The sequence below is a fragment of the Nocardiopsis xinjiangensis YIM 90004 genome (assembly GCF_000341145.1).
GTDB classification, from domain to species: domain Bacteria; phylum Actinomycetota; class Actinomycetes; order Streptosporangiales; family Streptosporangiaceae; genus Nocardiopsis; species Nocardiopsis xinjiangensis.
Map to the genome: position 1 here is coordinate 1 of NZ_ANBE01000084.1, position 812 is coordinate 812.

Sequence of the window (812 nt, forward strand, 5' to 3'; positions counted from 1 at the left end):
TGCGGGTGACCTTTCCGATCATGGATGCCGAGGACGTCCATGCGGTTCGGGGGCTCTCTTTCGAGGTGCCTGCCGGTGGTGCGTTGGGGATCGTGGGGGAGTCGGGTTCGGGCAAGAGTGTGACGTCGTTGGCGTTGATGGGTCTGCACCGTGGTTCGCGTGCGCGGGTGTCGGGGTCGGTCGAGGTGGTCGGTCAGGATGTCAATGCTGCTTCGGACCGGCGGTTGCGGGCGATGCGGGGCAATGACATCGCGATGGTGTTCCAGGATCCGATGCAGTCCCTGCATCCGCAGTACACGGTCGGTGAGCAGTTGGTCGAGGCTTATCGGGTGCACCATCCCGGGGCGGGTAGGTCCGTTGCCCGTGCCAGGGCTGTGGAGTCGTTGGGGCGGGTGGGTATTCCCGAGGCGGGTAAGCGGGTCAATTCCTATCCTCATGAGTTTTCCGGGGGGATGCGTCAGCGTGTGGTGATCGCGATGGGGTTGATGTGTGATCCGAAGGTGTTGTTGGCCGATGAGCCGACCACGGCGTTGGATGTGACGGTGCAGGCCCAGGTGTTGGATCTGTTGGATGATCTGCGCCGGGAGCTGGGGATGGCGTTGATCCTGGTTTCGCATGATTTGGCGGTGGTGGCCGGGTCGGTGGATGAGGTCGTGGTGATGCGTCATGGTGTGGCGGTCGAGCGCGGGCCCGTGCGGCGGGTGTTGGCCGGTCCGGAGCATCCGTACACGCAGGCGTTGTTGGAGGCGGTGCCGCGTGTGGAGGTCTCGCGTGCGCAGCGGCGGGCCCAGGACCGCACCGACCGCGCCGCA

Annotated in this window: 1 protein-coding gene; it reads left to right on the plus strand. The window is 65.5% G+C overall.

The genetic code is table 11. The features are described from left to right. Window positions 1–812: ABC transporter ATP-binding protein (locus D473_RS0123800; RefSeq protein WP_017611540.1), on the plus strand; the 812-nt coding region annotated here is incomplete at both ends.